The sequence below is a fragment of the Lyngbya sp. CCY1209 genome (assembly GCF_035615495.1).
In the GTDB taxonomy this organism is placed as follows: domain Bacteria; phylum Cyanobacteriota; class Cyanobacteriia; order Cyanobacteriales; family Microcoleaceae; genus Limnospira.
On sequence record NZ_JAJENU010000235.1, the window covers coordinates 1 to 23,442 of the forward strand.

Consider the following 23,442-nt stretch of genomic DNA (forward strand, 5'->3'; position numbering starts at 1 on the left):
AGCGTAGCACAGGCATCTTGCCTGTGAATAGCGTAGCACAGGCATCTTGCCTGTGAATAGCGTAGCACAGGCATCTTACCTGTGACAACAAGCTAGAAGCTTGTTTTACGCAGTTAATTTAAAAACCAAAAACTGCCTCGAAACACCAATCGAGGCAGTTTAAACCCAACTTGTTCCACAGTCATTCACACCTTCAGGCGACCACAGATTGCTCCGGACGGGCGAAAATCATGCGGCCCGCAGAGGTTTGCAAAGAGCTCGTCACCACCACCCGAAGTTGGTCGCCGAGGTGGTCGCTGCCGGACTCCACCACCACCATCGTGCCATCTTCGAGATAGCCGATGCCCTGAGACGGTTCCTTCCCTTCCTTGCGGATCTTCAATTCCAAAATATCCCCCGGCAAGTAGGCCGGACGCACCGCCTGGGTGAGGTCGTTGATATTCAGAACCGGAACCTGCTGGACCGTCGCCACCTTGGACAAATTGTAGTCGTTGGTGAGCAAAAATCCGTTGATTTCCTGGGCGAAGCGCACCAATTTCGCGTCCACCGTGGCGATGTCGTCGTAATCGGCCGGGTGAATTTGAATCCGTTCCGGGTAATCGTCCCGAATCCGGTTGAGGATGTCGAGTCCCCGCCGTCCCCGCGATCGCTTCTGGTCGTTGGCTGCGTCCGCCACCAGTTGCAACTCCTGGAGGATGAACTGGGGGACCAAAATCTGCCCTTCCAAAAACCCCGTTTCCAACAGGGGCTCGATGCGGCCGTCGATGATGCAACTGGTATCCAAAACTTTGGTGTGGGCGGGTTTGAGGGTCCCCTCGGCCACCAACATGGTGTCGAGGCTGTTGGGGTTGATCAGCCGCAGAAAGGCCCGTCCGTGGGTGTCGGCGAGGTTCACCCCCGTGTATCCGAACAGGACGCTGCACAGGACGGCCCCGAGAGGTTTGATAAACCCGATTTCCTTGGGAATGGGGAGCAAGAACAGCGGCGCCAGAAGCAGGTTGGCGATCAGCAGGCCGATCACCATGCCGATGGAACGGGTGATCAGGACATCGAGGGGCATTTGGCGGATTTGTTCTTCGACGCGGTGGTAGGTCGTCTGCACCACCAACCCGACGATCATGCCGATGAGGCCGGTAAATGCGGCCGTCACCGATCGCAGCCCTTCAATATTCGTCACCTGTTCCAGGACGTTGATGGGCAGCAGCTCGATGCCGTAGAACCCCGTCCCGGCTCCCGCTATTATAAATAGGATGATGATGATTGCGTCTAGCATGGTTTTGGGGAATAAAAATGAAATCTCAATTCCCGGTTCGGAATTGAGTCTTTTCGTATTCCGATCCATTATATCTTCGAGCGTTGACCCCATTCAGGGGCGGATCGTTTCGGTAATCTCTCCCCCCTACACCCCCGATCGCCATCGCTCTCATCAAAGGAGTGGCGTTTTTTTGGGCGATCGGGCGATCGCGGCGACGGCGTGGCGGTGAATTCACCCCTCAGCTACAGGCCGGACCTCGACCTCCGGGATCGCGATCGGCTTCCGTTTAAATTTAGAAACTTTACAATTGTTAAAATTGGCGGGGTTGCCAATCAAACTTTTGGGGGAGAGATCGATGGAGAAACGAACGGAGGATAGCCGGGAATTGACGATCCCCCCACCCCCCACCGCCGCCTACCTGCACATCCCCTTCTGTCGCCGCCGCTGCTACTACTGCGATTTTGCCGTCTCCGTCGTCGGCGATCGCAAACACGGCGACAATTCCGGCACAATTAAAGAATATGTCGAGGTGCTGTGTCGGGAAATCACCACCGAACCCCGCCGGGGAGCACCGCTGCAAACCGTCTTTTTCGGGGGCGGGACCCCCTCTTTACTCTCCGTCCCCCAATTCGATCGCATCCTCCGAACCCTGGACCGCCACTTCGGCATCGCCCCCGACGCCGAGATCTCCGTGGAAATGGACCCGGGAACCTTCGATTTGGCAAAATTGCAAGGATTCGTCGCCGCCGGGGCGAACCGGGTCAGCGTCGGCGTCCAGGCCTTCCAGGACGAACTGTTGCAACGCTGCGGGCGATCGCATACCGTCGCGGATACCTTCGAGGCGATCGACACCATCCACCGAGTCGGCGTCACCAACTTCAGCATCGACCTGATTTCCGGGCTCCCCCACCAGACCCCGGAACTCTGGCAAGCCTCCCTGGACGCGGCCCTGGCCTTAAATCCGCCCCACCTGTCCCACTACGATTTAATTGTCGAACCCAAAACCCCCTTCGGCCGCTATTATCAACCGGGGGAATCGCCCCTCCCGGACGAGGAAACCACCGCCGAGTTTTACCGCCAAGCCCAATATTTGCTGACTTCCCGCGGCTACCGACATTATGAGGTATCGAATTACGCCCGTCCGGGGTTCGAGTGCCGCCACAACCTCGTTTACTGGAAAAATAAACCCTATTATGGCTTCGGGATGGGGGCGGCGAGTTACCTGGGGGGCTACCGGTTGACCCGGCCGCGGACCCGCGATCGCTACTACCGCTGGGTGGAGTCGGGGGACAAATTGGAGGGCGCCGAAGCGATCGCCGGGTCCCGAGATATCCTGCTGGAAACCCTGATGCTGGGGCTGCGGCTGGCCGAAGGGGTCGATCTGGACCGACTCGAACGGCAATTCGGCCGGGACGTTCTCGCCCAAATTCACGACACCCTCGAACCCTACCGCGATCGCGGCTGGGTAGCCGTCGCCGGGGGGCGTCTGAGACTCACCGATCCGGAGGGATTCTTATTCTCCAACACGATTTTAGCCGATCTGTTCGATCGCCTGGAGACGGTGGCGTTGCCCTCGTAAACGCAACAGTTGAGGCAAAAATTGACCGGAACAGCGATCGGAAAAAATCGGCAGTCCGGCGAAATGTGACGGGACGCATCGGCGGGGGTGACGGCGATCGCGAACCGGCTTCCCCCGGTCAATCATACTGAAATTAAGCCTTTAGAGAGATCGGTCAATTCCCCACTTGTCGATATGCTTTAGATATCGTTAAAATTTGGATGCCGATCTGACCCGATCCTCAGATGGGGATCGGGAGGGGTAGGGAGCCGAACCCCGGCCGAGGCGGAACGACAACCCCCCGGGCGATCGCGGCTTCTCCCCGCCCTTCCCCGAATGGATGGGGAAGATTTCTGTAAGGGTTCCCATCCGGTCGCCAGCAAAGCCAGTCAGGGTTCTGAGCTTGCCGTCGGCAAACTACCGCTTTTAAAAACGACCAAATTTTTGCACAATGAGTTGGGGTTCCGAATTTCCGTCCCCGCTGTGAACTCGGCGGGGATCAACTGAAACCCAAACAGAATCGACAAATTTTTTTAAATTCCAAGAGGTTTTGACCATGACCGCAATTCTCGACAAGATTCAGATCGATTCCCAAGATAAACGCCTGTGCTGCTACTTCAACAGCACCAAAAAAGTGCAAGTCGCCCGAATTTCAAATATCGAAAACTGGTATCTGGAACACGTCGTCTTTCCGGGAGAACGGTTTCTTTTTGAAGCCCCGTCGTCCGCCGAATTAGAAATTTATCAATCCGGAAGTGGGCGGGCAATGTTGCTGCAAAAGCTGACCTGTTATGATTTGGTCGTCGATGACGGGAGCGACTTAAAAGTTGCCAGTTAAAATTTAATAATCGGGGGCAAAAGTAGGCGATCGCCCGGATGAGTTTTAACGCACGTTTCCGAGTTTCATCTTCATCCAAATTTGGGGTTCAATTCGACGGCGATCGCCCCTAAAACTCCCCGATATCTTTCGCCCGTCTCGCCTCGGTGGCATCCACAAAATAGAGCAAAATTAGCCCCACAATAAAAAACGCGATCAAAGACAGGATCGAATTTCTAGCCGTCCCCGTCACCTGGCGGATCAGGGCGAACAGCAGCGGCCCGAAAATCGCCGAACCCTTGTTGAACACCGAATAAAATCCGTAAAACTCCGCCGCGGCCCGGGGCGGCACCATCGACCCGTAGAACGAACGGCTGAGGGATTGGGAACCCCCCTGGACCAACCCCACAATTCCCCCCAACAGAAAATACTCGGTCGGCGTCGTCAGAAAATAAGCATAAATCACCACGAACGACCACCCCACCAGCGACACCATCAGGGCATTTTTCGCCGAGATGCGTTCCGCCAATTTGCTGAATCCCAACGCCCCCCCGACGCTGACAAACTGGATCACCAACAGGGTGATCATCAACACATTCGGCGAAAAGCCCAATTCCTCGGCCCCGTAAATCGTCGCCATCGCGATCACGGTCTGGATGCCGTTGTTGTAAATCATGTAGGCGATCAGAAATCGCAGCAGGTGTTTGAACAGCTTCACCTTCCGCACCGTCACCACGGTCCGCACGACGCCCACCTGCAAATAGGCCCGCCACCGGGGCAGGTTTTGATATTCCGGGGGCAGGGTTTCGGCGGCCTTCGCCTCCCGGAGGTTGAACGCCGTGATCAGGGAAAAACCGCCCCACCACGCCGCCGCCATCAAAATCGCCAGCCGCGCCGCCAGTTCGGCCGAGATGCCGATCGCCCCGTGTCCGGCCACCAACGCCAGGGAGAGGGCGAATTGCAGGCCGCCGCCGACGTATCCGAAGGCGAACCCCTTTCCCGATACCCAGTCGATGTTGTCTTCGGAGGCGATATTGGGGAGAAAGGCGTCGTAGAAGATGTTGCCGCCGATAAATCCAATTTGAGCGACGATGTAGAGTATGAGGGTGAGCCCCACGTCTCCCGTCCGGCAAAAAAATAGCAAACTGGCCGCGCAGCATCCGGTGTAGGCGAAAGCTAACAAAAATTTCTTCTTGGAGGCCGAAAAGTCGGAAATCGCCCCGATAATGGGTGCAATCAGAAAAACCAAAAATGCGGATAAACTGGTAACAAAGCCCCATAGGGCCGTGGCGCTGTAGGTGACGCCGGCCAAGGTCAGTCCGCCCGGAGGCACGACGACGGAGGCGAAGTAGGCCGGCAGGACGGCGACGACGACGGTGGTGACGTAGGCGGAGTTGGCCCAGTCATAAACAATCCAGCCGAAAATTTGACGGCGATCGTCGAGGGGGGGGGTTGGAGTCATGGGCGGAGGGTGTCAAAAAGTGCCGGGTCGGCCGAAGTTCGGCCGATCCTTAATGTAACCCGAAGAAAGATGTCCTCAGCCGTCTCAAACGGGCCGGATCGATACATCTGTCGGTTTCTGCAAGAAATGGCCGGCGCGATCGCAACCATCGCCACCTGCAGTTTTGAATCGGAGGAACCCGGAGTGGAAATTCAGGAATTATTGAACCGCTACGCGGCGGGGGAACGGGATTTCAGAAAGGTGAACCTGATCGGGGCGAAGTTGCTCCGCGCCGACCTGAGGGCCGTCGATCTGGCGGGGGCGTCCCTGGCCGGGGCGAATTTGAGTCGCGCCCGCTTGGAAGATGCCGATTTGACGGGGGCGTTTCTGTACGGCTGCACCCTAACTTACGCCCACTTGGGGCGCGGGCAACTGCGGGAGGCGGATTTGACCAAGGCGAACTTGGCGGGGGCGTTTTTGGTGCGCGCGGACCTGACCGGGGTGAAGTTGAGCGGGGCGGTGTTGCGGGGGGTGAACCTGCGGTCGGCTGATTTGGGCGGGGTGAACCTGTGCGGGGCCAATTTGAGCGGGGTCAACTTGCGATCGGCCGATTTGAGCGGGGCGAATTTGAGCTGGGCGAACCTGTCTCGGGCGCGGTTGAGCGGTGCGGCCCTGGGTCGGGCCCGTCTCACCGGGGCGGATCTGAGTGATGCCCATTTGGTGGAGGTGGATTTGGCGGGGATGGACCTCGACGGGATCAACTTCGCCCGGGCCAATTTGCGGCGGGTCAACTTGCGGGACGCCGACCTGACGGCAGCTAACCTGAGCGAAGCGGATCTGAGGGGGGCCGACCTGGAGAATGCCACCCTGCACGGAACCAATTTGACCGGGGCCCTGCTGGCGGGCTGCAATCTGAATGGGGCGACTTTGATGCGGGCGAACCTGTCCGGGGCGAATTTGGTCCGCAGTACCCTGGATGGGGCTAACCTCAACCTCGCCGCTTTGGAGGGTGCCGACCTCCGCCGCGCCGACCTGCAGAATGCTTACCTCTGGAAAGCCGATCTCGCGGGGGCCGACCTGTCGGGAGCCCGCCTGCGGGGGGCGAGTTTTCGGGGGGCGACCCTGGACGGGGCGAACCTGAAAGATGCCGTGCTGGTGGGGGCGACCCTGCCGGACGGGGCGGTGGCCGAAGTTTGAGAGAAAGTTAAGGGGGGCGATCGCATTGTCCCTTCGTGCCATCATCAAGATGGGTGAAGCGGCGGCGATCGCTTTGCGGGGATAATCTTCAATGAAAAGTACGAGACGTGCCGGAGGGCAAAAATCGTACTGTGGAAAACCATTATATCAGGAAAGAGGGGACAAAACAATTCTTTTTTTTCATGCCAAAACGAGGCAAGCTAGAAGTAAGGAATGAATTGAGGAGAAATAACGATGATGCTCAAAGCTAAAGACATCATGACCGAAGAAGTCGTGACGATTCGCGGGTCGGCGACGGTGGCGGAAGCCGTCAAGAAAATGAACGACCTGTGTTTGCGGGCGCTGATCGTGGAGCGTCGCCACGAACAGGACGCCTACGGCATCGTCACGGAAACCGATATCGTCTACAAAGTGACGGCCTACGGAAAAGATCCCAAGTCCATGCGGGTTTACGAAATTATGACCAAACCCTGTATCGTCATCAATCCCGATTTGGGCGTGGAATATGTGGCCCGATTGTTCGCCCAGGCGGGGATTCGTCGCGCCCCCGTGATCAAGGAAACCCTGATGGGGATTGTTTCCGTCACGGATATCCTCAACAAGGGCGATTTCGTCGAAAAGCCCAAGAGTATTTTGTTGCAGGATCGCATCGAAGAGGCGGTTCAAGAAGCTCGAAATATCTGCGCCGAAAAAGGAGCCACATCCAAGGAATGTGCGGCAGCCTGGGATATCGTCGAGGAACTGCAAGCCGAAGCGGCTCACCAGAAATCCGAGCGGATCGAAAAGACGGCCTTTGAGGTTTACTGCGAAGAAAATCCGGAAGCGGCGGAAGCCCGAGTTTACGATAATTGACGTCAGATGTTTCCGGGTTGACTGCCGGGATGCGATCGCACCTCATTTGTGACCGCGAACAAATCGACGGATTGGGCAAGGGAAAAGGTGGGGACTTACCATCTGTCCCGCCCTTCCCTTGTCGCCGCGATCGCCTTCCGTCAGGGGTCAACTTTTCCGACAAATAATGTTAGAATCGGTCGAGATTGATGTAATTGCATCTTGGCTCAGTTATGAAAACATCGAAATGGTTGGGGTTTTGTACCCTTTTGCTGACGTTTGCGATCGCCGCACCCCTCTCGGCCCAGTTCAACACCGACGACCCGGAGGCCTTCATCCGGGGGGAATTTCAATCATTGACTCCCCAGCAACCAGTAGGTATTCATCTGCCCTTTTCCCTTGACGAAAACCTTGCCTCGCCGTTCAAAAACATAGCGATCTTTCAAGCGCTCGTAGGTGGCTTCCGTGACCTGAATTTTACCCGCTTCCCCGGAAGATTCCATGCGGGAGGCGACGTTGACCGTATCTCCCCAAAGGTCATAAATAAAGCGCTGAATGCCGATCACGCCCGCCACCACGGAGCCGCTGTTGATGCCGATGCGGACTTGAAACGGTTCGATATCTTCAAATTGAAAGTGATCGACCAAGAGTTGAATGGATAAGGCCATATCCGCGATCGCCTCGGCGTGGTCGGGCCGGGGGATGGGCAAACCCGCCACCACCATGTAGGCGTCGCCGATGGTTTTGATTTTTTCCAATTCCAACAGTTCTACCTGCTGGTCGAAGATGGAGAAAATATAGTTGAGCATCTTCACCAGTTCCAGGGGGGGGAGGCGATCGGCTAGGGGTGTAAATCCGACGATATCGGCGAATAAAATGGTCACGTCGTCGAACTTTTCGGCGATGATTTTGCCTTCGTCTTGTTTCAGGCGTTCGGCGATGGGTTGGGGTAAAATATTCAACAACAACCGTTCCGATTTTTGCTGTTCCGAGCGTAGGGCTTCCTCCGCCAAACGCCGCTCCGTGGTGTCGGTTGCCACCGAAAGGATCTCGGTCAGCCGGCTGCGATCGTCGTAGATGGGCTGGTTCACCCAAGTCACCCAGACGCGATCGCCGTTGCTGCGGATGTTTTCATTTTCGTGGACGGAATAGCGTTTCGGATTCCGGCAAATCTTCTCGATCAAGCCTTTCAAATTTCGCCCCGATGTCTCGATTTCGGGAATCAATGTTCCTATCAAATTCTGACCGAAAATTTGATGTTTTTCGTAGCCAAAAAATTTCAATCCGTAATCGTTAACAAATAAAACCTCTCCGGCTGGACTCCAGCGGACGATCGCGGAGCTGACATTTTGGACGATGTGGCGAAACTCCGCCTCACTTTGTCGGCGATCGGCGATTTCTTGGTGCAGTTTTTCATTGGTCAAAATCAGGGCGGCCGTCCGCTCTTCTACGATTTGTTCTAAACAAGCGGTCAACTGCTGAAGTTCCCGATTTTGGCGGGCGAGTTGTTCTTCCTGGGTGTAGCGTCTCAAAGCTTCCCGAACCGTCAGGATCAGGTCTGTTTCATTCCAGGGTTTGGCAATGTAGCGGTACAGGTTCGCCATGTTGAGGGCCTTTCCCAGGGCTTCCGTACTCGGCTGGGCGGTCAACATGATTTTGATGGCGCGGGGATGGCGATGATGAATTTTAATCAGTAATTCGTCCCCCGAAAGACCGGGCATATTTTGGTCGGCGATCGCCAAGGCTAACTCCATTCTCCGGGGCGGGAACGTTTCGAGTTTTGACAATGCTTCCGCACCGCTCAGAGCCACTTCAATGTGATACTCATCGCCGAGATACTCTGAAAGCTGCTCCGTGAGAAACTCCAAAATTAAATCCTCGTCATCGACGCACAAAATTGCCAAATTTTTCATACATATTGTCCGAGGGGCCGACCTTGGGCGAATAGACGGGGGAACCGGTCCCCAGAGAAACTCCCGGTGTCGCTCCTCTCCGGGGCTGAATTGACGATTCGCGCCGACGGTCGGAACGAGGGGATGTGAATTTTACCTATTCTAACAAGTTGGCGCTCCCAAAGTGGCGGGGCGCAAAGGGTCGGACGGATCAAATTGGCGATCGCAGAGGGCGGCAAACGGTGTAAAATTCTGAAACGACCGTTTTAGTCGGGGCCAATTTTATTCCTAAAAGCCCCCGATTTTTCAATTCAAACTTGTTGTAGACAATCGGAGTTCCACTGATGACTGAACCGAAAGAGCAAAGATTGACCCACGCCTTAAATCAACTCATCGGCGAGTACGGTATTAAAACGGTGTTGGAGTCCCTGGCCGATCGCTGTCTGAAAGAAGCCGAATTTCTCCGCAATGATCGCAGCACGGATCTAGCCACAAATTGGGAAGAAATTGGCAAAGGATTGCGAGAAATTTTAAATCGCTGGAAACAATAAATCTCGAGGACTGTCCTTTATAAATCCCGAAATTTGCGCCAACTAAAGAAGAGGAATTGGCGAATTTTTTCTCGTTTCAAAAACGGGAAATTCAACCTCAATTCTGACAGTTAAATATGGATATCCCAAATGTCACTTACCGAGTCGCGGAGCCGAGCGATGCTCCGGAGATTGCCCGACTGCTCGGGATGGCTTCCGGAGGATTGATCGATTTTTTGTTTCGGTCGCTTAATTCTGAATTGACAATGGAAGAAAGTGTCGCTTCCCTGGTGCGAGCAGAAACGGGTCTTTTATCTTATCGGAACATTGAAGTAGCCTGTTGGCGCGATCGGGTTGTGGGTGTGGCGCACGCTTACGCCGGCATCCACCATCGCATCACCGAAGAGATGAAACGAACCCTCCCCGAAAATCGTCTACAAGTCCTGGAAGGATTTGATCGGAATCTCGTCCAAAACAGTTGGTTTTTGAATGCTTTGGGTGTCCGATCCGAATATCGAAACCAAGGAATCGGCACGTCCTTGCTGTGGAGAACTAAGCAAAAAGCTTGGCAATCTGGATTTGCCACGCTGAGTTTGATCGCCGGGTCGGACAATCGCACGGCCCTGCATTTCTATCACAAAAATGGATGTCGAGAAGTCGCACAATTTTCCATTCCCCAACATCCCGAATTTTCCCGCAGCGGCAGTTGTGTTTTGATGAGTTGTCAGATTTCGATTTGAAACCATTTAAGTCGTCCGTTCGCCCTCCCGATTGTCGAGTTCTTCGATCGCTTCTACAGCGGCGATCGCGCCATTTTCATAGCGGAGATTTCGCGGTAAAGCGAGGGGGAGGAGAGCGGCCACCGCCTCCACGGCCATGTCCGCGTCGCCGACGATGATGGCGGGGGAACGGCGGGGATCTCCGACGATGCGGTTGAGGCGTTGCAATTGCCGATCGTAAAGGCGGCGAAACGGGCGGGATACCAGGGGAATTCCCAAAGCCTGACATTCGTAAACGGTGTTGTAACCCCCGCTTCCCACCACCACGTCTGCCGCCACAAAATATTCAAAGGCGGGGTAGTGAAAGCGCCACAATTCGGGCGGACAATTGGGGGGTTGAATGGCGGAAATACAGCGGACATCCAAATTTTTTTGTCCCGCCAGACGCACCGTCACTTCGCCGTAAAAATTGAGTTCTTCTGCCCGTCCCGATGCCAAAATTAAAACGGTTTTGTTGGCGGTTTTGGCAGCCAATCCCAACTGCGATCGGGCGGTGGCGCGATCGGGAAGTTCCCAACTGTTGCGACTCAACCAAGGTTCCGTAGATCGAACTTGGGGCAAGTTTGCGAAGGGCAGATTTTCCCCCTCGCCGGGAATTAAAATTAGGTCGAAATGTTCGGCGACAAAGGAAATCAAATCGTCACGGCGGACGTAATCGGGATTGAGATCCCGGTGGATCAAAACCCTTTTAAAATCCGACCGCCGGGACAAAACTTCCACCAATTCTCCCCCCAATCCCCGGGGAAACGTATCCACGATCAAACAACTGTAGCGATCGCCCAAAAGTTGCTCTCGAATTTGTCCCCGAATGTCCGCCGTATCGGCGGCGATCCAATCCACCTCGCCCTTGAAATCCGAGGGCAATTCTCGCATTTTCAACCAATAGGGACTGTTGGTGAGAATGCGGACGCGACGGGTGGCGGCGACTCGTCCCAAACTCAACGTCCGGTTCAGATGTCCCCAGCCGCCTCCGAGTGCGTAAATGAACCAGGTGTTCAACTTTCCGTCAGATCCTGTTCAAAATCCCCGGCTTCCGCCTCCACAGCGATCGCGTCGGCTTCGGTAAAGTCAAATCCGATCTTTTCTGTTTCCCCCAATTCCTCCATTTCTGCTTCGTTGATCCATTCCGCCGAGCTGTAGTTGCCGTAGTTTTCATAAAGGCTCCGTTCGCCGGACATGAAATAGGGATCGTTGTCAAATTCCCCACCGTCGCAATGGGGACATTCTTCCGAATTCAGGCGCCCGCAACGGCGGGGAAATAGAACCCCCACCATGCGGTTACAGCCGATGGTTTCGGGAGCAGACAAACTCGGTTCGATGACATCGGATTCGATCGCTGTAATTTCAATTTCATAGAAACCGATTTGGACGCGATCGCCTTCTCGGAGAAGACAAAAATCCTGCGAACAAAATTCCCCGTTGATGTTGACTTGTGATCGTCGGGGTTGAATTTCTAACCGGCCGTCCCGTTCCAATAACAAGGCGTGATAATCCAAAATATCCGAACCGTCGATGACCAGCCGGGAAACGCGGTTTCCCTCCAAATTGGACGGCATCAGGCCAAAAGTTCGCCCGATCGCGATCGGAGTTTCAAAAGTGGGATTGCGTTTTTGCTCGGATTCGACTTCGATCCAGGTGAGTTGCACTTTCAAGGCGATCATCCTCCTCAGACATCAAGCACGTTGTCGTTTTGACCCGATCCGAACCCAGTTTAATATCTGATAGGCACTCAGAAACATCATCACCACAGTTGGATACAAAAGCTGCTGGCATCCGAAGGGATTGGATTGGGGTTCGAGTTTAACTTTAAGCTGAATTTGGCTTTCTGTCACCCGGACATCCTGTAACGCGACATCGGGGGGAAGTTTGACCGCCGCTTCGGCTCGTCTGATGCGTTGGGGAACCCGGCGATAAATCTCCGGATTGAAATGCAGGCTCAACCCGATCCGATATCCCTTGTGTTTCTCCCGGTAGCGACTTTTTCCGTTCCGATTTCGCCAGCTACAGGTGCGATAAATTTCGGTAATTTGCAGAAAAAAATGGGTGCCGTCCGCAAATTTTCCCTTCACTTTCAGCCAGTCATCTCGATAAAAGCTGAAGCTGCGATCGGGTTTGCGGGGGTCGGGTTTGGTTCCCACAAATTTTTGCGGATCGGTGAGGGAACTCAACACCAAGACCAATTTTATTTTGCTTTTTTGAACCAAATCTTTGATCCAAAAATCGAGTAATTGAGACAAAAGCAGGTGGCGATCGCCCCGCTCGGAAAAGTTGAGTTTTTGATACTCGTTCAGTCGGTTTTGATTGAGTCCCAACAGGATGCAGCCGACGATCAAAACCAAAACTCCGAGCAAAGCCAAACTGGGAGAAATGCTCCCCCCAAAAAACATCGCGATCGCGCCGAATGTCACAACTCCAATTCCGTAACTTTGCCTCTTTTGATATTTTTTATCTTGAATTTGGAATTCTCGGCCCGCCGCCACCAAATCCTCCAGATCGGCTTTGATTTGGGCAATTGAACTGCCCGTCGCGTAGGTCAGATTTTGAGTAAAATTACTGAGATCGAATGTCATTTTTGCTCAATCCATACAATCCTGATCGGTTGAAAGCCGATTCGAGCGCCACTCGAATTTCAATCGAGCAAATTTAATTTATCATAAAAAACGATCTCCAAAAACGAAGTTGGCGCAATAAATCTTAACCCATGCACGATCCCGAATTGGCTTATATTTCTTTTGATGTGGTCCCGGCACCCAAGGGGGCGGCGGTTCACATCCGAGAATTTACAAAGGTATTGGCGGATACCTTCGGGACGATCGCATTGGTGACAGTTTCGCCCTCGGGTGACACAACAATCGCCCCCACAAGATATCATCCAAACGTCATCCAAACCCAACTCCCCGCCACCGGAAAAACCCTCATCGATCGCGCCCTGACGTTTCGCCACTATTTGCAACTTTGGCTGCGCGATCGCCACTTTAAAATCATCCAAATTCGCTCGATTTATGAAGGATTACCCGTCGCGATCGACAAATCAAAATACTGCGATTCTCTCATTTTCGAGGTGAACGGCTTGCCTTCCATCGAACTCAAATATCGCTATCCGAACATTGCAAGCGATCGCGAACTGAGGCACAAAATCAACCGCCAAGAAAAACTCTGTCTGCAACGGGCAGATGTCGTCATCACCCCCAGTCAAGTCACCCAAAATCATCTCATTTCCCGCCATATCGAACCTCGGAAGATCCGCGTCATCCCCAACGGAGTCGATCCCGATCGCTTTCCTTACCAATGTCCGGAGATGCGATCGCCCGACGAACCCTTTCGCCTAATTTACTTCGGCGTTTTGGCGAAGTGGCAGGGTGTCGATCTGGCGGTGAGAGCCGTCGCCAAGTTGACATTTCCAGCGGAATTAACGATAATAGGAAAAGGGACAAACTCCCAGGTTAAAGCCTTAAAAAAACGGGCGGAAAAATTGGGAATCCGCGATCGCATTATCTACCAAGAAGCCATTTCCCAACCCGAACTGGTAGCCGAACTCCACCAAGCCGATGCGGTGGTGATTCCATTGACTCCCTGCGATCGCAATACCGTTCAAGGTTGCTGTCCCCTGAAAGTCTTGGAAGCGATGGCGGCAGGGGTTCCCATCATCGCCAGCGATCTCCCCGTCGTGGGAGAATTGGCGACACCGGGAGAACAATTTTTCCCCGCCAAACCCGGATCGGTGACGGCATTCGTCGAAGCGATCGCCACCCTGCGATCGAACTTTGAATTGCGAAAAAATCTATCGATATCTGCACGAAAAAAAGTCGAAAAAAATTTCACCTGGCAACAATCTGGAAAATCATTGATCGAGGTTTATCAAAATCTGATATAACGGTAAAAACTCTCTGTGTCCCTCTGTGCCTCTGTGGTAAAATTTTCAGACGGTTTCAATCAATCAAATAACCCCCGCAGTCTCTCCCGTTCCCGTGGCAAAGAAAATTCCGCCAAAATGCGATCGCGCGCCGCCCCAGAAATTTCCCCCTTTCTCGCCTCCTCCAATTCCAAAAACTCCAACACCGCATTTCCGAGGTGATTTAACTGGTGGCGGGGGAGGATAAACCCATTTTCTCCGTGGGTGATAATCTCCGGAATTCCCCCCGCATCGCTGGCGATCGCGCAACCGCCGCAGGACATCGCCTCCAGCAGCGCATTCGGCATCCCTTCCCACACCGAAGGCAACAGAAAAACGTCGCAAATTTGCAAGTATCGCGCGATCGCCTCCCGTTCCGACAAATAACCCGTAATAATCACCCGTTTGGCATCCTCCGGACATTCCATCTCGTAGGCTTGCAAAATCCCCAACTGGGAGGGGCGCACTTCCCCAATAATCAACAGACACGCCAGACGATTTCGACGCACTTCCGAGAGGGCTTTAATCAAAAATTGCTGCCCTTTCTTCTCCCGCAACTCCCCCAAAAATCCCACAACGATTTCGTCAGAAAAAATCCCCAATTCTGCCCGCAAATTCGACCGAACGTCCGGGGAAAGATCGGGTTTAAAAATATCCGTATCGACCGCATTTTTGAGAATAACTGTATCGTCGCGATCGCACAGCAATTTAATTTTTCGCCCCAGATCCCGACTCACCGCTGTGACGCGATCGGCGCGTTCCAAAGTCCACCGGAGGCGGGCAAAATCTCCCGGCGGAAAAGCGCCGCGATCGATATCATTTCCCCGGGCGCTGACGATACTTTCAATCCCCTGCAAACCCGCAAACCACACCGCCAAAAATCCCGCCGGAAACAGATAGTGACCCCAAACCGCATCGTAGGAATGTTGTTGGTGCAGCCACTCCAAAACATTCAGGGTGTGATTCATCGTCATATCCCAATTTCGATACAATCCGATGCGATACACCTTTGCCGTTTCCGACTGGGGTGGCAACACCTCACCCGGTTGCAGATAGCGACTCCACACCACCACGTCCACCGCAATTCCCAATTCTTTCAAAGCCTCACTGATGCGCCGCGCACTGCTGGCGACTCCCCCGATATCCGGGGGAAAACGTTCGGCGAGAAATAGCAGGCGAGAAACTGACATGATTCGGTTCAAATGATATTATTGTTCCTCGATCTCGTCGCGGACGCGATCAATGAGTCCCCGGGCTCGGGCGATCGCCGTATTTTCCGGGGAGACGATCAATTCCACCGTTTTCCCCGTCCCGCACCCCCAAAAAATCGGCGCAGAGGGGTTGACGGGGGGCGGCGATTCGCGGTAGACTATTGACATAATCCCCCAAAATGGGAGTGGTGCTAAAAATAATATTTTCGCAACCACTCCCATTATCTAAAATAATACCGGAAGTCAAGAAAAAAATCAACAAAAACCGCCAAAAAAGGCGAAATTTTTAATATTTCTTAATTTTTTTTAAAAAAATAAAATTTTGACGCGCTTTCAGTTCCCGACTCCCTAAAACCGACTCCCGACTCCCTAGCTTCACCCCTTAACCCCCGTCGCCGTATCCGTAGGGACGATGTAGCGCTGAACGAGCAGAAAAACCAGCAACACGGGGGCGATGGAAATCACCGAACCGGCGGCGACGAGGCGCCAGTCGAAGGAGAAGGTTCCCGCCAGGTTCGCCACCCCCAAAGGCATGGTATAGTATTCCGGGCGATCGACCACAATTAGCGGCCAGAGAAAGTCACTCCAAGCCCCGATAAAAACGAAAATTGCCAGGGTAATTAAAGCGGGACGGACGGAGGGAATCATGACGTGCCACCAGATGCCGAGCTCGGAACAGCCGTCCATCCGGGCGGCTTCTTCGAGTTCTTTGGGCACCCGCATGAACGCCTGTCGCAGCAGGAAGATGCCGAAGGCGGAAGCCAACCCCGGAAAAATAATTCCCAAATAGGTGTTTCTCAACCCCAGTTGGACGGCGAGAATATACAGGGGAATCATCACGATTTGAAACGGGATCATGATCGTAGAAACGATCGCACTCAACAAGACATCTCGCCCCCAAAAATTCAACCGCGCCAGAGGATAGGCCGCCAGAGAACAAAACAGCAGATTCAAAGCCACCGAACCGGCAGCGACGAGGGTGCTGTTGAATAAATATCGGCCGAAAGGATTGGTCTGCCAGACGCGGATAAAATTGCCGAAGGTGGGTTCTTCCGGCAGCAGTTGGGGGGGAATTTGAAAGATATTTTCCGCCGGGGATTTGAACGCCGTCCCCACCAGCCACAGCAATGGAAATAGCATCAAAAAGGCGATCGCACTCAGTAAAATATAGGTGATGATCGCCCGCCAATTGAACCGAAAATTACCCGTCGATTTTTTCCCTTTCATTCTGTCAATTCGATCGCACCTGCTTCCGTACAAATTCCCCCCAAAGGCCGGTCCCAATCATCCACCGGGAGAGCGGGAAAATAAGCCGATTCAAATACAATACCGATGGTCGGAACTTCGCGCCACCGGGGCTGACTCAGCATCCGGTCGTAAAATCCCCCGCCGTATCCCAGACGGTATCCGGCCACATCGCAAGCCAGGGCCGGAACCAGAATTAAATCCACCTGGGAGGGTTCCAAAATCGGCAGCGTCGCGTCGGGTTCGAGCAAACCAAATGCACCCTTTTGCAGAGGATCTCCGGACTGCCACCGGTGCCAAATCATTTCTCGGGCCACGCAGCGGGGAAACCCCCAAAATTTCTGATGGTGATGCACCCATAACGGACTGAGATCGGGTTCCCGGCGAAAGCTAAAATAGGCCAGTACGGTTTTCGCGTCCGCAAATTTCGACCAACCCATAAGGTGAGTGCAGATGCGATCGCTTTTCTGCCGCCACTCCATTTCAGAAAGAGACTGGCGTTGTTGGAGCAGACTGCGACGCAATTCGGACTTGTTCACCCGCACCCCTAAGCAATCTCGTCGGCGTGTTCCCGATACCAGGCGATCGTATTTTTCAACCCCCGGCGGAAATCGACCTCAGCCACGAAACCGAACTTTTCCTTGGCCCGGGTCGTGTCCAGACAGCGGCGGGGTTGGCCGTTAGGTTTGTCCGTCTGCCAGACAATTTCCCCGTCAAACGCCATCAACTCGCAAATCAACTCCACCAAATTCCGGATGGTAATTTCCTCGTGGGTGCCCAAATTCACGGGGTCTGGTTCGCTGTAACTTTGGGTTGCCATGACGATGCCCCGGGCCGCATCCGTGGAATAGAGAAACTCGCGGCTCGGACTGCCGTCGCCCCAGACGGGAAGCTGTTTTTCCCCCCGCTGTTGGGCTTCGTGGACTTTGCGAATCAAAGCCGGAATCACATGGGAACTCTCGGGGTTGAAGTTATCCTCCGGGCCGTAAAGATTCACCGGCAGCAGGTAGATGCCGTCGAAGCCGTATTGCTGGCGGTAGGCTTGCAGTTGCACCAGTAGGGCTTTTTTGGCGATGCCGTAGGGGGCGTTGGTTTCTTCCGGGTAGCCCTCCCAGAGGTCGTCCTCTTTGAAGGGAACGGGGGTAAATTTAGGGTAGGCGCAAATCGTCCCCACGCAGACGAACTTCTGCACCCCGGCTTCGTGGGCGGCGTGGATCAGTTGCGCTCCCATCATCAGGTTGTCGTAGAACAACTCTGCGGGTTTGACCTGGTTGAGGCCGATACCGCCGACGTGAGCCGCCAGATGGATGATGATATCCTGACCTTTCGCCGCTTTTTGGCAGGCTTCGAGGGAGCGGAGGTCGCAGTCACGCGATCGCGGCACAGCGATGTTTTCGGAAGTGGCACCCGCTTCGAGCAGTTGTTCCACCACCTGTTTGCCGAGAAAGCCGGCGCCGCCCGTCACCAAAATTCGCTTTCCCTTTAAATCCAGAGTGTCCATAAGTTCAACCTTTTACTGTCGTGAATTAGTCAAAGTGGTCGCCCTCTTGGTGGGGCTGCTCCAGCAGTTTCAGGTCTTTATCGACCATCAATTTCACCAACCCCTCAAATGTAACAGACGGTTCCCAACCCAAAACAGTCCGGGCTTTGGTCGAGTCGCCGATCAACAGGTCAACCTCGGCCGGACGCAGGTAGCGCTCGTCAAACTTGACGTACTTTTCCCAGTCCAAATTGACGTAATTGAAGGCCACGTCCAGAAATTCTCGGATGGAGTGGGTTTCGTTAGTTGCCAACACATAATCGTCCGGCTTGTCGTGTTGCAACATCATCCACATCCCCCGGACGTAATCCTTGGCGTAACCCCAATCCCGCTTGGAGTCGAGATTTCCCAGATAAATTTCTTTCTGCATTCCTTTGACGATGCGGGCGACGGCGCGGGTAATTTTGCGGGTCACGAACGTCGGGCCGCGGCGGGGACTTTCGTGGTTGAACAGAATGCCGTTGCAGGCGAACAGGCCGTAAGATTCCCGGTAGTTGACGGTCTGCCAGTGGCCGTAAACCTTGGCGCAGGCGTAGGGACTGCGGGGGTAGAAGGGGGTGGTTTCTTTCTGGGGGACTTCCTGGACTTTTCCGAACATTTCCGAGGAACCGGCCTGGTAGAAGCGCACTTCGATGCCGGTGCGGTGTTGGTAGTCCCGGATCGCCTCCAGGAGGCGCAAAACCCCCATGCCGACGGTATCGACCGTGTATTCGGGGGAGTCGAAACTGACCCGGACGTGGGATTGGGCGCCGAGGTTGTAAATTTCGACCGGTTTGACCTCTTCTAGGATGCGGCGCAGGGTGGTGCCGTCGGTCAAATCCCCGTAGTGCAGGAACAGGCGGGCGTCCTCGTTGTGGGGATCTTTGTAAATATGATCGATGCGATCGGTATTGAAACTCGAACTTCGGCGGATAATTCCGTGGACTTCGTAGCCCTTCTCCAACAAGAACTCGCTCAGGTACGAACCATCTTGACCTGTAATTCCGGTAATCAGCGCACGTTTGCGTTCCGTCATCTGATCGTTTTCCTTGAAACTTGGTGGTATCGTCCCCCACTGATGATTATTCGATTTCGGCACAGCGGAGGTGTATGTCTATTATGCACCTCACCGCCTCCGGGACCCGGATTTTCGAGTCGGCCTCATGTTTGACCGGTTGGGGGTTTGAGCGAATTCACGGCAAGTTGGGAGTGGCGCGTCGCGCCACTCCCAACCGGGGGGATCGAATGTTTGAAGGGAGTCGGCGAGCCGGGTCGGGGAGCTCGGCGGCGGGCGATCGCCCGTCACCCGAGCTCCGACCTAGTACGCTCCGTTATCCTTGGGGAAGATGACCACGCCGATGGTTTTGACGATGATCCACAGGTCGATCCAGAAATTTTTGAAATTCACATAGTACAAGTCGATCTGAACCCGGCGGGGGTAAGGGATGTCATTGCGCCCCGAAACTTGCCACAGCCCGGTAATTCCGGGCTTGATCGTCAGGATCTTGTCCATGTGACGGCCGTACTTGTGCAGCTCCTCCGCCACCAACGGCCTCGGACCGACGACGCTCATATCCCCCTTGAGGACGTTCCAAAACTGGGGGAACTCGTCGAGGCTCGTCACCCGCAAGAATCGGCCAATCCAGGTAATTCGCGGGTCCTGTTTGAGTTTGAACGAATCCTGAAATTCCTGGCGCAGGTTGGGGGAGGTTTCCATCATCTGCACGAGCACTTCGTCGGCGTTGCTCACCATCGTCCTGAATTTGATGCATCCGAACCGCTTGCGGTTTTTGCCCACCCGCTCCTGGACGTAGAAAACCGATCCGGGCGAACTCAGGGCGATCAGCAACGTCAGCAGCAAATAAACGGGGGCGAACAGAATCAGAACCGACAGAGAAAACAGAATGTCAAATGAACGCTTAAAAAATTCGCCGTTTAGACTCCGAACCAGTGAAAGGCTTCGAGTTGGGCGTCGATGTACCGAGGGTACAAAGCCGCGCCTCGTGAATGCACGCCGAAGTCCCCTACCGAAGATGAGTTGGCTATTGGCAGTCATCTTACTCCTTCAATTCACACCACACACAGTCCTGATCATAAAGCCTCAAGACACCCAATACAGACGATCGGACATCTCGCGCTCGAACATCAGCTCGGAGATCGGGGGCCGTTCCTGGGGGGATCGAGATGGCAAACCCGAGCGATTTCCCCCTTTTGAGCTTCTCTCCCCATCCGAAATCCTCTGGCATTTTAGCCGAAATTTTCGGAGTCCATCCGCCCGAGGCAGCGATCGAGAAAACTTAAATAGCGATCGCGAAACTGCCCCCGATCAAATTGACTCGCGTGGGTGCGGGCGATTTCCGGGACGAATTTGGGTTTCAACCGTTCAAATTCCTGCACCGCCTCGATCAGGGCGACTTCGGTCTGGGAGTCGAACAGCAGGCCCGTCCCCGACTCCGGATGTCGTCGCAGGTCCCGCACCGTTTCCAGGGTTCCCCCCGCCCCGTAGGCGATCGCGGGGGTTCCGCAGGCTTGGGCCTCCACCACGGCCATGCCGAAATCCTCGCAGGCGGCGTAGACGAAGGCCTGGGCTTCGGCCATGTACCGGGCCACGGACTCGTCCGACTGCCACCCCAAAAACTGCACGTTGGGTGCGGCGATCTCGCGCAGGCGATCGCGCTCCGGGCCAGTCCCGATCACGATCAGGGGATAACCCAACTCGTTGAACGCCCTCACAATCAGGGAAATTTTCTTATAACTGACCAGGCGGCAGACGGTCAGGTAAAAGTCCCCTTTTTGCTCTCGGAAGGGGAGGCGCTCCGTGGCGATGGGGGGGTAGATCACCTCCGCCGTCCGGCGGTAGCACCGCCAGATCCGGCGGGCCGTATGTCTGGAATTGGCGATAAAATAGTCCACCCGGTTGGCGCTGAGGACATCCCACTGCCGCAACTGGTGCAGCAGCAGGCGGGTGAAAAAGCCAGGGATGCCGGAACCGACAGCCGAACTTCGCAGGTAGTCGAATGTCAGGTCCCAGGCGTAACGCATGGGGGTGTGGCAGTAGCAGACGTGCAGTTGTCGGGGGGTCGTCAGGATGCCCTTGGCGACGGCGTGGGACGAAGATAAAATCACGTCGTATTCTCGCAGGTCGAGCTGTTCGATCGCCAGTGGCAACAGGGGCAGGTACTTTTGCACCCCCTCCCGGGCCCGGGGAAAACGCTGCAAAAAGGTCGTTCCCACCGGGCGCCCGTAAAGGTAGCTCTGGGGATTGGTGGATTCAAAATCGATCAGCGCGTAGACTTCGGCATCGATGTGCCTGAGAATTTCCCGGACGACCAACTCCGATCCCCCCGTGGCTTTCGGCGTCAACCATTCGTGGACAAGAGCGTATTTGAGCGGCACGACAGACATCCGAGCAAATCAAGTGCACCATTCACTATCTCACATGGCGGGGAACGGGGAACAGCAGTTGCTGTCCCGGCCGCGCTCCTGACTCGGAACCGGCCCCCAAATCCGCCGCCGCCCCGTCCGGCGAAACTCCCCGATATCGCGCCCGTTGACGGCACCTGCCTCCAATTTAGCAACATCTTTTAACACCCCACCCCACCACGTTTTCCGGGTTCGATGTTACGGTTGAATTAGCGACTCACAAGACAGACGGGGCTAGAATAGACCAGTTTCGGAAAGCTGACTTCTCCTCCTGTTCAATCGACATCCGACAGGATTTCCCCCGCCCAGCACAATTAGGAACTGTCACCCATAAGGTTAAATATGTCCAGGTATGATTCTCATTTACGATGCTCTTTTTGTGGCAAATCCCAGGAGCAAGTTCGCAAATTGATCGCCGGTCCTGGGGTCTACATCTGCGATGAGTGCGTGGAACTGTGCAACGAAATTTTAGAGGAAGAGTTTTCCGGTTTCGACCGGACTTCATCGCCCCCCGCCCTGGCCGGCGAAGGACATCCGCAGCGATCGCACCCCCTGAAAACGCCGCTGCAAGATCTCCCCAAACCGGTCGAAATCAAACACTATCTGGACGAGCACGTCATCGGCCAGCACAGCACCAAAAAAGTCCTGTCCGTCGCCGTCTACAATCACTACAAGCGCCTGAGTGCCGATGCCGAAGAAACGGCCCGCGATCCAGGCCCGGACTCCGACGAGCGCAAAGATGACCGGGTAGAATTGCAAAAATCAAATATCCTGTTGATGGGGCCGACCGGGTGCGGCAAAACCCTCCTAGCCCAGACCCTCGCCGACCTCCTGGACGTCCCGTTTGCGGTCGCCGATGCCACCACCCTCACCGAGGCGGGATATGTGGGGGACGACGTGGAAAACATCCTGCTGCGGCTGCTGCAAGTCGCCGACTTCGACATCGAAGCTGCCCAGCGGGGAATCATCTACATCGACGAAATCGACAAAATCGCCCGCAAGAGCGAAAACACCTCCATCACCCGGGACGTTTCCGGGGAAGGCGTGCAGCAGGCGCTGTTGAAAATCTTGGAGGGCACCGTCGTCAACGTGCCGCCCCAAGGCGGACGCAAGCACCCCTACCAGGACTTCATCCAAATCGACACCAGCAAGATTCTCTTCATCTGCGGCGGCGCCTTTGTGGGCCTCGATAAGGTGGTCGAACAGCGCCTGGGCAAAAAATCCCTGGGCTTCATCCAACCGGGGATGAACGGCACCCCCGAAACCCAGACTTCAACCGCGCCGAGTGCCGACGAAATTCTCAAACACGTCGAACCGGAGGATTTGGTCAAATTCGGACTCATCCCCGAATTTATCGGCCGGGTGCCGGTGTTGACGGTGATTTCGCCCCTCGACGAGGAGGCGCTGATGCAGATTTTGACTGAACCCCACAACGCTCTGGTGAAGCAGTACAAGAAGCTGCTGCTGATGGATAATGTTGCCCTGGAATTTGAACCCGAGGCCCTGAAAGCGATCGCCAAAGAGGCTTACCGACGCAAAACCGGCGCCCGGGCCCTGCGCGGCATCTTGGAAGAATTGATGCTAGAGGTGATGTACGAGTTGCCCTCCCGCAAAGATGTCAACCGCTGCGTGATTACCAAGGAAATGGTCGAACAGCGATCAACGGCGGAGGTGCTGTGGCACCCCGCATGGCGCCGACAGCACGAGTCGGCTTAATGTTTCAAAGGGGACGGGGCGATCGCGCGATCGCCCCGTTTCTTAACCCGTCAAAAGTATGGCACCGCGGGCGGAAAATCGGGCGATCGGGGCAAGAGAGTCAAGATGGAAAGAATCTAAAATCTAAAATTCCCGA

Annotated in this window: 23 protein-coding genes; 8 read left to right on the forward strand and 15 right to left on the reverse strand. The window is 54.8% G+C overall.

From position 1 onward, the window contains the following. Window positions 1-193: 193 nt before the first annotated feature. A complete protein-coding gene (locus LKE08_RS05675; RefSeq protein WP_324703230.1) occupies window positions 194-1,273 on the reverse strand; it encodes a PIN/TRAM domain-containing protein in 1,080 nt (359 codons plus the stop codon). Between the two features lie 337 nt (window positions 1,274-1,610). Between LKE08_RS05675 and hemW the strand changes: the two genes are divergently transcribed. Next, window positions 1,611-2,834, forward strand: coding sequence for a radical SAM family heme chaperone HemW (hemW, locus tag LKE08_RS05680; protein WP_324703231.1), 1,224 nt, complete (start codon window positions 1,611-1,613; stop codon window positions 2,832-2,834). Between the two features lie 535 nt (window positions 2,835-3,369). Continuing rightward, a complete protein-coding gene (locus LKE08_RS05685) occupies window positions 3,370-3,651 on the forward strand; it encodes a DUF1830 domain-containing protein (protein ID WP_324703232.1) in 282 nt (93 codons plus the stop codon). 109 nt (window positions 3,652-3,760) lie between these two features. Here LKE08_RS05685 and LKE08_RS05690 read toward each other — a convergent pair whose 3' ends face one another. Next, complete coding sequence (locus tag LKE08_RS05690; protein WP_324703233.1) at window positions 3,761-5,092, reverse strand: MFS transporter; 1,332 nt, start codon at window positions 5,090-5,092, stop codon at window positions 3,761-3,763. 183 nt (window positions 5,093-5,275) lie between these two features. Here LKE08_RS05690 and LKE08_RS05695 point away from each other — a divergent pair, with 183 nt between their 5' ends. Both LKE08_RS05695 and LKE08_RS05700 read left to right on the forward strand, forming a co-directional pair. Continuing rightward, window positions 5,276-6,268, forward strand: a complete 993-nt coding sequence (locus LKE08_RS05695; RefSeq protein ID WP_324703266.1) for a pentapeptide repeat-containing protein — start codon at window positions 5,276-5,278, stop codon at window positions 6,266-6,268. Window positions 6,269-6,502: 234 nt separating this feature from the next. Then, entirely contained in the window at window positions 6,503-7,120 is a 618-nt protein-coding gene (locus LKE08_RS05700) for a CP12 domain-containing protein (protein ID WP_324703234.1), read from the forward strand. A 332-nt stretch (window positions 7,121-7,452) separates the two neighbouring features. Here the strand turns inward: LKE08_RS05700 and LKE08_RS05705 are convergent, their stop codons facing one another. After that, window positions 7,453-9,012 (reverse strand): adenylate/guanylate cyclase domain-containing protein, encoded by a 1,560-nt coding sequence (locus LKE08_RS05705; protein WP_324703235.1) that lies wholly within the window; start codon window positions 9,010-9,012, stop codon window positions 7,453-7,455. 323 nt (window positions 9,013-9,335) lie between these two features. On the opposite strand from LKE08_RS05705, the gene LKE08_RS05710 reads away from it, so the two are divergent. Both LKE08_RS05710 and LKE08_RS05715 read left to right on the forward strand, forming a co-directional pair. Continuing rightward, window positions 9,336-9,542: a hypothetical protein gene (locus LKE08_RS05710; RefSeq protein WP_324703236.1), complete on the forward strand. Its 207-nt coding sequence runs from the start codon at window positions 9,336-9,338 to the stop codon at window positions 9,540-9,542. A 245-nt stretch (window positions 9,543-9,787) separates the two neighbouring features. Continuing rightward, window positions 9,788-10,261, forward strand: coding sequence for a GNAT family N-acetyltransferase (locus LKE08_RS05715; protein WP_324703237.1), 474 nt, complete (start codon window positions 9,788-9,790; stop codon window positions 10,259-10,261). A 6-nt stretch (window positions 10,262-10,267) separates the two neighbouring features. Here LKE08_RS05715 and LKE08_RS05720 read toward each other — a convergent pair whose 3' ends face one another. From LKE08_RS05720 to LKE08_RS05730, 3 genes are read right to left on the reverse strand one after another with little or no spacing between them, the layout of a single operon-like run. After that, window positions 10,268-11,299: a hypothetical protein gene (locus tag LKE08_RS05720; RefSeq protein WP_324703238.1), complete on the reverse strand. Its 1,032-nt coding sequence runs from the start codon at window positions 11,297-11,299 to the stop codon at window positions 10,268-10,270. Next, window positions 11,296-11,946 (reverse strand): FHA domain-containing protein, encoded by a 651-nt coding sequence (locus LKE08_RS05725; protein ID WP_324703267.1) that lies wholly within the window; start codon window positions 11,944-11,946, stop codon window positions 11,296-11,298. The genes LKE08_RS05720 and LKE08_RS05725 overlap by 4 nt, the downstream gene beginning before the upstream one ends. Before the next feature lie 27 nt (window positions 11,947-11,973). Further along, the gene (locus tag LKE08_RS05730; protein WP_324703239.1) at window positions 11,974-12,870 is read right to left on the reverse strand and encodes a hypothetical protein; all 897 of its coding nucleotides are present in this window, start codon (window positions 12,868-12,870) and stop codon (window positions 11,974-11,976) included. Window positions 12,871-13,001: 131 nt separating this feature from the next. Between LKE08_RS05730 and LKE08_RS05735 the strand changes: the two genes are divergently transcribed. Beyond that, the gene (locus LKE08_RS05735) at window positions 13,002-14,174 is read left to right on the forward strand and encodes a glycosyltransferase family 4 protein (RefSeq protein ID WP_324703240.1); all 1,173 of its coding nucleotides are present in this window, start codon (window positions 13,002-13,004) and stop codon (window positions 14,172-14,174) included. Window positions 14,175-14,233: 59 nt separating this feature from the next. On the opposite strand, the gene LKE08_RS05740 is transcribed toward LKE08_RS05735, so the two are convergent. From LKE08_RS05740 to LKE08_RS05780, 9 genes are all read right to left on the reverse strand, one after another. After that, window positions 14,234-15,382, reverse strand: a complete 1,149-nt coding sequence (locus tag LKE08_RS05740; protein ID WP_324703241.1) for a glycosyltransferase — start codon at window positions 15,380-15,382, stop codon at window positions 14,234-14,236. A gap of 18 nt (window positions 15,383-15,400) precedes the next feature. Then, entirely contained in the window at window positions 15,401-15,571 is a 171-nt protein-coding gene (locus LKE08_RS05745; RefSeq protein WP_324703242.1) for a hypothetical protein, read from the reverse strand. Between the two features lie 207 nt (window positions 15,572-15,778). Continuing rightward, complete coding sequence (locus LKE08_RS05750; RefSeq protein ID WP_324703243.1) at window positions 15,779-16,630, reverse strand: carbohydrate ABC transporter permease; 852 nt, start codon at window positions 16,628-16,630, stop codon at window positions 15,779-15,781. Continuing rightward, window positions 16,627-17,187, reverse strand: a complete 561-nt coding sequence (locus tag LKE08_RS05755) for a 5-formyltetrahydrofolate cyclo-ligase (protein ID WP_324703244.1) — start codon at window positions 17,185-17,187, stop codon at window positions 16,627-16,629. Before LKE08_RS05755 ends, LKE08_RS05750 begins: the two co-directional genes overlap by 4 nt. 8 nt (window positions 17,188-17,195) lie before the next feature. Then, the gene (locus LKE08_RS05760; RefSeq protein WP_324703245.1) at window positions 17,196-18,149 is read right to left on the reverse strand and encodes a GDP-L-fucose synthase; all 954 of its coding nucleotides are present in this window, start codon (window positions 18,147-18,149) and stop codon (window positions 17,196-17,198) included. A gap of 25 nt (window positions 18,150-18,174) precedes the next feature. Beyond that, complete coding sequence (gmd, locus tag LKE08_RS05765) at window positions 18,175-19,203, reverse strand: GDP-mannose 4,6-dehydratase (protein ID WP_324703246.1); 1,029 nt, start codon at window positions 19,201-19,203, stop codon at window positions 18,175-18,177. A 282-nt stretch (window positions 19,204-19,485) separates the two neighbouring features. After that, window positions 19,486-20,223: a sugar transferase gene (locus tag LKE08_RS05770; RefSeq protein ID WP_324703247.1), complete on the reverse strand. Its 738-nt coding sequence runs from the start codon at window positions 20,221-20,223 to the stop codon at window positions 19,486-19,488. 191 nt (window positions 20,224-20,414) lie between these two features. Then, window positions 20,415-21,572: a glycosyltransferase gene (locus tag LKE08_RS05775; protein ID WP_324703248.1), complete on the reverse strand. Its 1,158-nt coding sequence runs from the start codon at window positions 21,570-21,572 to the stop codon at window positions 20,415-20,417. Between the two features lie 30 nt (window positions 21,573-21,602). Next, window positions 21,603-21,758 carry a hypothetical protein gene (locus LKE08_RS05780; RefSeq protein WP_324703249.1) on the reverse strand — a complete coding sequence of 52 codons (156 nt, stop codon included), beginning with the start codon at window positions 21,756-21,758 and terminating at the stop codon, window positions 21,603-21,605. 174 nt (window positions 21,759-21,932) lie between these two features. Between LKE08_RS05780 and clpX the strand changes: the two genes are divergently transcribed. After that, window positions 21,933-23,306 carry an ATP-dependent protease ATP-binding subunit ClpX gene (gene clpX, locus LKE08_RS05785; protein ID WP_324703250.1) on the forward strand — a complete coding sequence of 458 codons (1,374 nt, stop codon included), beginning with the start codon at window positions 21,933-21,935 and terminating at the stop codon, window positions 23,304-23,306. Window positions 23,307-23,442: the final 136 nt, after the last annotated feature.